The organism is Streptomyces sp. NPDC030165 (assembly GCF_055573595.1).
The window spans coordinates 1-4861 of record NZ_JBVIBD010000066.1 but is presented as its reverse complement, the minus strand read 5'-3'; the positions used below and the strand labels follow the sequence as shown (position 1 = coordinate 4861).

The following is a 4861-nucleotide window of genomic DNA, read 5'->3' as shown; positions in this document are numbered from 1 at the left end:
CCAGGGCGTCGGCGAGCAGGTCGCCGATGACGCCAGGAACGGCCGAGGGCCCGCCGCGGCGTACCGCGTCGAGCGCGGCCTGGATGCCGGCGATGTCGGCGTCGGGGTCGAAGGCGGCGGAGCGGCCGGCCTGCTGGGCACGCACGCCGACGGCGACCAGGCGGGCCGCGACGGCTGTCTCGTGGATGCGGTGGGCGTACCAGTCCGCGGAGCCGGGCATCGCCTCGTCGTAGAGGGCGGCGAGTTCCAGCTCGGTCAGCGGCACGATCGGCAGGTAGCCCTCGGCCCGCCACTTGTGCAGCTGGCGGGAGACGGCCTGCCAGCGGATCTCGCCGCTGGTGAGGGTGTTGCGGATCTCGTCGACCGCGTGCCAGACCCAGGCGAGGCGGGCGTCGGAGAAGTCGACGGGGTCGAAGTCGTCGGTGGCGAGGTCGTCGATGAGGTCGGGGCGGGCCATGACGGAGGCGGCGACGATGCGCTCGGCGGCGGGGTCGCACGGCATGGGCGGTACGGCTTCGACGCCGCAGGCTTCGTCGAGGGGGGCGTCCCACAGGTCGCTCACGGCGTCCTCCGGCGGTCGCTGCCGGTGAGCACGATGCGGGTGCACATCTCGTTGAGGCGGGAGGCGACGCGGTCGCCGACGCGGGAGGCGAGTTCGGCGGGCAGCACATTGGAGGTGATCAGCGTGGGCAGTTCGTGCTCGTAGCGGTGGTTGACGAGGCGGAAGTTGATGTCCTCGGTGAACTCGGTGGGCTTGGCGGCGCCGAGGTCGTCGACGAGCAGCAGCCGGGCGTCGCGGTAGCGGGCGAACTCGGCTTCGGAGTCGATGCCGTGCCGCGGCCGGAGGGCGGCGTACAGGTCGGCGGCGGTGGTGACCATCCAGGTGGCGCGGACGCCGGTGACCGCCAGGGAGCGGACGGCGCCGTAGGCCTGGTGGGTCTTTCCGGTGCCGGTCGGGCCGAGCAGGATCAGCGACGGGCCGAGCAGGACGGAGGCCATCGGGCCGCCCCGGGCTTCCTGGGCTGCCCAGGCGTCGTCGGCCAGCTGCTGCACCCACTCGGCGAGCTGGGGGTGCTCGGCGACGGCGGTGCGGTAGTGGCGGGGCACGATGCGGGCCGCATCGGCCAGGGCGTGCCGGGTGACGTTGCGGCGGCCGTAGGGCTCGCCGTCGTCGGTGTTGAGCCACTCGGGGGTGAGGTTCTGGCTGGCGAGGAGGTCGCGGACGCTGGCGGGGTCGATCGGCGGATGGATCTTCATCAGAATCCTTCGTGGTAGCCGGAGTGGTCTTCGGGGTTGCGCCACGGTTCGTAGCCGCCGGCGACCGCACGGAGGTGGGCGCGGCCGGGCTGGGGGTCGGGCTCGTCGTCGTAGCAGCCCTTGTTGAGCCACGTGGCGGGGTGCTTGGTGTACTTCGGGTCTTCGCCGGCGCGCTCGCGGGCGTACCGCTGGGCACCGTCGACGATCGCTTTGGGATCGGCTCCGCGGCCGACGGCGGCGAGGAACGCCTTCTTGGCTTCCTCGCGGGCGCGCTTCTTGGGGTAGGTCAGCCAGAAGGCGCCGAAGGCTTCGAGCGTCGCGGGGTCGGCAGAAGACTTATATGTATCTGTAGTTGGTTCTGTAGTTGGTTCGGCGGACGTGGGCGTCCGGTCGGTGCGGACGTGGGCGTCCGCCCGGACGTGGGCGTCCGCCCGGACGTGGGCGTCCGCCCGTGTGGTGTCTGACCTGGGTTGTTCCTCACGGGGGGACGTGGGCGTCCGGTCGCCCATCCCTTCACGACCGGACGTGGACGTCCCCCCGGACGTGGACGTCCGGTCGGAGCCTCGTGACCTGCGCTTCTCGATACCCCGGGCACGGGAGGACGCCAGCGTCCGGGCGGACGTCCGCGTCCGGTCGTCCTCCCCCGCGCGACCTCCCGGAACGACACGCTCCACAGCCAGGTCGTAGACCGTGGGGCGCCTGTCGGCACTCAGGTGAGCCACCCTCCCCTGATCGCCCTCGCGGATCAGGCCGAGATCCTCCAACTGCCGTAGATCCCGGCGCACCTGCCGCGGCGCCTTGCAGGCATAAGCGGCCAGCCGCGGCACCGACGGGTAGGCGTGGCGGCCCGTGCTGTCCGCGTGGTAGGCCAGCCCGGTCAGGACGGCGACCAGTTGGGCAGGCATCGGGGGCGCGTCCTCCATGACCCACTTCATGGCCTCACTGCTCACGGCGTACTTCTTCCTGCTGGTGCGGGTGGTTGGGGGCGGCGGCCTCGGTGCGGCGTGCCGGGGTGGTGCGCGGGGCCGGGCGGGGGCTCTCACGCGGCGGCCTTGGCCGGGGTGAGGTACGGCTGAGCCTTCGGGTTCTCAGGCGGCCGGACGCGGCGTTTACCCGTGTGAATCTCCAGCGCGATGTTGCGCACAGTGCTGTAGGCCATCCCGAGCCGGTCGGCAATCTCGTGCTCGCAGAGGTTGAAGCGGAGGAAGTGCTCGACTTCGACGCGACGGAGGGCTGCCAGCTCGTTGCGGGTGGTCGGCTCGCCCGAGGCGGGCTCGAAGTCCGGGTCGTCGATCTCGTCGATGTCCCAGTAGCCGGTGCCGAGCCACCCCTTGGCGGCGGCGCGGGCACGGGTCTGCTGGGCGAGGGCAGGCCGCACACCGTGCTGTTCGGGCGCCAGGCCGTGCAGCTGTTCGTAGAGGTCGTGCACGTAGTTGGCGACCCAGCGGCGCACGGTGCCGCCTCCGTGCCCCATCTGCAGGTAGGCCACGTACTGCTTGTCGCGGCCGATACGGCGGGCGAGTTCCGCCGCGGGCCACCCCTCGGCGGCGAGGGCGCGCAGCCTGCGCTGTGTGCCGCACGCGTCGATGTGTGAGCCGCTGCGGCCTGCTGCCCCGGCCGGGACTGCGACGCGGAGGATGCGGGCTTCGACGGCGTAGTGGACGCGGCGCTGTCCGCGCATGATGCCGTAGAGGGTGTCCGGGCTGATACGGGCGGCGTTGCAGATGTGCAGGTCCTGCATGCCCGCGGTCCTCAGGCGTGTGATGTGTGCTGCCGCGCGGTCGGGGGCGCGGAGGGTTTCGCGGCCGTTCGCCCGGAGGTAGCGGCGCCTGCGGGCATCGGCGCTGGCTCCCTTGGTGCACGGGCGGCAGTGGCAGCCGCGGCGGTAGCGCCTCGGGTCGCCGTGCTCGAACGCTTCGGCGGGGATGGCCTTCCTGCTCATCGCCCCTCCTGTTCGGTGCGCTTGAGGATCTGCTCGCAGACGGTGAGGTCGTGCTCGGCGAGGGCCCACGCGTCGGCGGCGGCCGGATCGTCGAGGGGCTCGCGGCGCAGCAGGAAGTTCTCCTCCGGCAGCGCGCTCCGGCGCGCGAGGCGAGCCTCGGCGGCGTCGATGCGACGCTGGAGCGCGGCCCGGTTGTCGTGTGCGAGCCCGAAGAACCGGTACACGATGTAGGCCGACAGGGCTGCGGTCAGCGCGAGGGTGATCGGGCTCATGCGGCGGCCCTCCGGCGTTCGGCTCGGGCAGCGCGCGTCTCGGCGATGACCAGGCCCTTGACCGACAGCCGCCACACCGCGACCGGATGCCCGTGCGTGGCCGGGGACGTGGACGGCACGTACTGGCGGGTGTGCTCGATGACGCCGCCTTGGCGGAGGCCGTTGATGGCCGCGCCGAGGAAGCCGTGCGACAGCTCCGGCAGCACCTCGCGCAGGTCGTTCGCGGAGAAGGTGTCGTTGGCGAGGCCGAAGACGAAGACGGCCTGCTGAACGAGGAACTTGTCCCAGCTGTCGGCCCGCCCGACGATGTCCGCGAGCCGCTGGTCCTTGCCGGCCGCCGCCAGACGCTCGGCCGTGGTCTGCTTCTTCATGTGCTACTCCTTGGGGTAGCGGCGCCCCGCCCGATGGCCGCGGGCGGGGACGGCCGCGGCGGGTCAGAACGGCGGGTCGGCGGGGTCGGGGCCGAGGGTGAGGTCGTGGATGCGCGCCTTGATGGCCTCGGTGAGGTCGGCGCCCTCGCTCTTCAGCGCGAAGGCGAGGTCACGGGCCCGCATGTGAAGTCCGCCGTCGTCGGAGGCGAGGAGCATGTCGGCGAGGTGTCCGGCGATGACGCGGCGTACCGGCTCGGGAACGTGGGCCGTGATGTTCGGCGCGGGTGCCCACGGGTCCTCAGCGGCCGCGCCGGGGCGGTCCCAGGCGGTCTTCGGGTTGTAGCCGTCTTCGGCGAGCTGCTCGTCGATCTGCTCGTCGATGTTGACCCCGGCCTCGTCGAAGGCTTGGGCGAGGTCGCGGGCGGCCTGTCGCCGAATGGAAATGCAGCTCACAAGGGCCCTGGCGATGTGCGTACCAGCGAGCTGGCGCATGGCCCGGTTCTGCGCTCGTAGCAGGGCGTTGGCGTCCCTCAGGTCGGCGTACTCGCTCATGCCGCACCTCCGGGTTGCGCGGCCTCGGGCCACAGCGGCGTCTCGTCGGCGGCGGGCTCGCTCTCGCCGTCGTCCTCTGCCGGGGTCTCCTCGGGGGCGGGCGTTTCCAGCTCGGGCTCGGGTACCGCGACCGGCTCCGGCTTCTTGCGCGACACCTTGCGGGTCTTGGCGGGTTCGGCTTCGTCGGCGAGTTCTTCGGAGGCGTAGGGCATGCCCATGAGCACGTCGGCGGCGATCAGGCGGGCGCATTCGGCGGTGGCACGGGCCAGCAGCATCGACTGCGGCTGTGACTTGTAGTTCGGGTTCTTGGCGACGAACCCGGCCTTGGTGGCGCGGTCCATGGACCACACGACCCGCTCGGTCTGCTCGGAGCCCTTGCGCCGGCCGCACACGATCGCCCGGGTGGCGGTGACTTCCTCGGTCCAGATCTCGTGGCCCTTGGACTGCACGAGGCCGCGCAGGGCGAT

The 4861-nt window shown here is 72.1% G+C and carries 6 protein-coding genes and 2 pseudogenes; all 8 read right to left on the bottom strand.

The window, feature by feature from the left end:
- A pseudogene (locus ACZ4Z1_RS42315) lies at positions 1-562 on the bottom strand (replicative DNA helicase); the annotation flags it as partial.
- Positions 559-1257, bottom strand: a complete 699-nt coding sequence (locus tag ACZ4Z1_RS42310; RefSeq protein WP_468492045.1) for an ATP-binding protein — start codon at positions 1255-1257, stop codon at positions 559-561. The pseudogene ACZ4Z1_RS42315 and the gene ACZ4Z1_RS42310, both read right to left, overlap by 4 nt.
- Complete coding sequence (locus ACZ4Z1_RS42305) at positions 1257-2207, bottom strand: helix-turn-helix domain-containing protein (RefSeq protein WP_468492044.1); 951 nt, start codon at positions 2205-2207, stop codon at positions 1257-1259. Before ACZ4Z1_RS42305 ends, ACZ4Z1_RS42310 begins: the two co-directional genes overlap by 1 nt.
- Before the next feature lie 89 nt (positions 2208-2296).
- Entirely contained in the window at positions 2297-3199 is a 903-nt protein-coding gene (locus tag ACZ4Z1_RS42300) for a hypothetical protein (RefSeq protein ID WP_468492043.1), read from the bottom strand.
- Complete coding sequence (locus tag ACZ4Z1_RS42295) at positions 3196-3471, bottom strand: hypothetical protein (protein ID WP_468492042.1); 276 nt, start codon at positions 3469-3471, stop codon at positions 3196-3198. The genes ACZ4Z1_RS42300 and ACZ4Z1_RS42295 overlap by 4 nt, the downstream gene beginning before the upstream one ends.
- Positions 3468-3842 carry a hypothetical protein gene (locus ACZ4Z1_RS42290; RefSeq protein WP_468492041.1) on the bottom strand — a complete coding sequence of 125 codons (375 nt, stop codon included), beginning with the start codon at positions 3840-3842 and terminating at the stop codon, positions 3468-3470. The genes ACZ4Z1_RS42295 and ACZ4Z1_RS42290 overlap by 4 nt, the downstream gene beginning before the upstream one ends.
- Before the next feature lie 63 nt (positions 3843-3905).
- A complete protein-coding gene (locus ACZ4Z1_RS42285) occupies positions 3906-4394 on the bottom strand; it encodes a hypothetical protein (RefSeq protein WP_468492040.1) in 489 nt (162 codons plus the stop codon).
- Positions 4391-4861 (bottom strand): annotated as a pseudogene (locus ACZ4Z1_RS42280) (hypothetical protein); the annotation flags it as partial. The gene ACZ4Z1_RS42285 and the pseudogene ACZ4Z1_RS42280, both read right to left, overlap by 4 nt.